Annotated in this window: 3 protein-coding genes; all 3 read left to right on the top strand. The window is 30.4% G+C overall.

Going from position 1 to position 3,463, the window contains the following annotated elements; translation table 11 throughout:
- The first annotated feature begins 682 nt into the window (after positions 1-682).
- The 3 genes from V7014_RS20965 (at position 683) to V7014_RS20955 (ending at position 2,976) form a co-directional block, all read left to right on the top strand.
- Positions 683-1,606, top strand: coding sequence for a hypothetical protein (locus V7014_RS20965; protein WP_335509972.1), 924 nt, complete (start codon positions 683-685; stop codon positions 1,604-1,606).
- A 201-nt stretch (positions 1,607-1,807) separates the two neighbouring features.
- Positions 1,808-2,257, top strand: a complete 450-nt coding sequence (locus tag V7014_RS20960; protein ID WP_335509970.1) for a ferritin-like domain-containing protein — start codon at positions 1,808-1,810, stop codon at positions 2,255-2,257.
- A gap of 161 nt (positions 2,258-2,418) precedes the next feature.
- Positions 2,419-2,976 (top strand): cysteine hydrolase family protein, encoded by a 558-nt coding sequence (locus tag V7014_RS20955; protein WP_335509968.1) that lies wholly within the window; start codon positions 2,419-2,421, stop codon positions 2,974-2,976.
- Positions 2,977-3,463: the final 487 nt, after the last annotated feature.

Here is a 3,463-nt window from a genome sequence, read left to right as displayed (position 1 = left end):
TCAACTTGAATACCCATCAAATTCAGAATTTCTATCGGAATGGATATATTAATTATTTAATTTTAAGAGCTTAAGCAGAAAATATGAATTTGTAAAATCTATAAAAAATGCACATTTATTAGCTACACTTGTGTAGTGAAAGGGAGTGTTAAATATAGAATGGCTTTTTACCCATGTTAATCATATGAATATGTCCAATGAAATTTTATTTATACATGAATTTATTATCAAAGGAGGCTGAATTTAATGGAGATACTTTGGCCCTTTTTAATCATATTGATCCCACTATTAATTTTGGTAGTCATTCATAAAATCTTGGAAAGAAGACAGAGAAAGAAGCGGAAAAATAGCCACCACCTATAGCATGAAATACAAAATAATGTAATAAGAACCTAAACGATCTGAAATTGCTTAATTTTGAATTGGGTAGTTTGTTAATAGTTTAAAAGGAAAAAAAGGGAATGAAAAAGATGTTTGGATTATTTCAACAGATAAGTAATATACATAGCTAGCCTTTCTAAACATGTAAGAAGTACGGAAGTGATTTCTTTGTTATAATTAGCAGGGGTCATTATTTCATTGAGCGTTTTCTTACGTTTACATACTACGGGATTTAATCATACAAACTCTACAACTGGATATAGTAAATTAAATAAGGACATAGGAAGAGGTTCGCAATATTATGGTTTCAACAGTTACAAATAAAAAATTGTTTATATCTTATATCTTTGCTTTTACATTAATTATCGCTATGGTTGCTGTTGCGGTTCTTTTTGAAGATCGTGAAATTATTTTACCAGAAATCGCTGCAATGGCAATTGGAATGTGGGCTTACAGAGAACCTGGTTGGATTAGACAGCCATCAAAAATATTTCTTGCTCCTTCTATAACCGCAGTGATTGGTTTTGGGGTTAATCAGTTAGAAATTGATTATTTTGTGAAGATCATTCTTACACTTATTTTGATGTTTGTATTTTTACGACTTATACAATCTAACTTAGCACCATCTATAGCAACTGGTTTACTACCTGTTGTAACGAATGCCACTCATTGGTCATTTATTCTAGCTGTTTTCATTTTTACATTCGTAATCATGCTTGGAGTTTATTTATTCGAAATGAATAAAGGAATGGAGAAGAATGCAAAGATACAGTATAAATACATGGTTGTATACGTGGTTCTGATTTCTATATGGATCGGTTTATGTTGGCTAGTTGGTTACGAAGTTGCAGTGATCCCACCAATTCTTGTTGTTGTGTTTGAATCACTTCAAAAACCCATGTACAATGGAAAAATGGTTTTCAAACAAAGTATCGTGCTAACGATCTCTGCGACGGTTGGAACACTGCTTTATTTTGCTATTGATTCGCTGATATTAGTAACAGTGTTATATATGATCTTAATGTACATTCTGTTACGAATTGCTAAGGTTCAAATTCCTGCAGCATATGCGTTTCCATTGCTAATGTTTCTTTTCCCAGATGAAATTATTGCCATGATGCCATTAGCTGCTTTGATTACATGTACAATCTTGTTTACTTCAGTGTTGATGTACAAAAAATACGAACGAAAACAAAATAATAAAATGAAAGTTAATACTATCTAGTTATTGATTGAATTACTTATAGTGATTCAATGAAATTTGCTCTAGAAATAATACTCTTCAACATAAAAAGCGTTCTGTTATTATGCAGAATGCTTTTTATGTTGCTTATGTTTATATGACCATTTTCTTCCATGAAAAAGTAGCACTCAGATTCCTTAGAAATCATAAACTAAGTGAGAGAATCATGGGGGAGGATGTAAAATGTATATATATACAGATGGCTTTCAATCTTATCTGAGACAAACGAATAAATTGATTGCTAATATAGAAAAAGCGATTAATGGGGAATTTAGTGCCATTAATTGTTACGCACATTTAGCTAAAATAGCACCAAATGAGCAAGAAAGAAAACAAATACTTGAAATACGTAAAGACGAAAAAAAGCATTTCAAAGAATTCTCACAAATCTATTTCAATTTAACTGGTATGCAACCACAACCAAAAATTACGGAAGATTGTCCTAAACAATACATTGAAGGATTGGAATTTGCTTTAAAGGATGAACAGGAAACGGTGGATTTTTATTTAAGTATATCTGATGATTCGAATAATGCCTATATTAAAGAAACCTTCCGACGAGCAGCTGCTGATGAACAAAATCATGCAGTGTGGTTTTTATATTTTTATACGAAAACAAGAAGTAAAAGCTAAAAATGAGATAAAGTTTACAAACAATACTAGAAAAAAGAGGATATTATGGTTCTATAACGAAATAAGTGTTAAGAAGATAAAGGGGGAGTTATTATGATTAGTAAAATGAAGAATGCTTTGGAGAACATATATAAAAATGATAATGAAAAGGAGTTTTCTTATTGAATCAAGCATTACTTATTATTGATGTACAACAAGAACTAGTTGATGGAAATAATGAAATGAAAAGTGTTTTTAATAAAGAACTATTATTAGATCGAATTAATGTAGTTATTAATAAAGCATTAGAATCACAAGCTTTAATCGTCTTTATAAGAGATAAAGATGTTGCTAATGGTGAAGGTCCAGGGTTTCAAATACACCCAAAAGTTAAAGTACCTACCAATGCAAAGATTCTTGATAAAGCGGCTACCAATTCGTTTTATGGTACGCCATTAATGGATTATTTAAAGGACAACGAAATTAAACATCTTGTTATAATGGGATGTAAGACTGAACACTGTATTGACACAGCGGTTAGAACTGCAACAGTGAATCATTTTGATGTTACTTTGGTTAGAGATGGCCATTCGACAACAGATTCTACAACCCTATCTGCCGAAAAGATAATAAGTCATCACAATGAAATACTTCATGGTCATTACAATGTTGACAATTTTTCTGTTGTTCGGCTTTCTGAAGAAGATTTGTTTCAACCAATACATGAAAATTACCGCTAGAATTCCGTTTATTCTTTTAACTTGAGAAGTACTTGGACTAAAAATTAAACAACTTTACATAACCCCGATATGAAATCAGAACGGGGTTATATGACTTTATTTCAGATACTTAACATTTTAAAAGTTTGAAATAAGGTCTAATAACGTTTTTTAAGTTTATATACAACATTTGTATAATGTTCAGTTAATGTAATACTTACATATCCAAAAAGTTCTTGAAGTTTTGGTAAATTTACATTTTTCTTTTTATCTTGTTAAAAATGATGTAAAGAAAAGCAAGTGGGTAGGAGACCTGCTATTTTAAATAGCTTTTTAAAGATATTATGCAGCTTTGTTTAACATTAATGTATTAAACCCCAAGAAAAAAGACGAATAAATTCATATTTAACAAATTAAACATTCGCTTTTAACTGAAATAAATGACATATGCTCAGTGGACGAATAAACCTTATTGTCGTAAAAATACGAACAATAAGGTTTATTCGTC

The organism is Bacillus sp. JJ722, assembly GCF_036963345.1.
Lineage (GTDB): Bacteria > Bacillota > Bacilli > Bacillales > DSM-1321 > Bacillus_AD.
This window is presented reverse-complemented; position numbering and strand designations above follow the sequence as displayed.

Coding starts and splice junctions, on each gene's coding strand:
- V7014_RS20965 (WP_335509972.1), top strand. CDS start 683: ATGGTTTCAACAGTTACAAATAAAAAATTGTTTATATCTTATATCTTT.
- V7014_RS20960 (WP_335509970.1), top strand. CDS start 1,808: ATGTATATATATACAGATGGCTTTCAATCTTATCTGAGACAAACGAAT.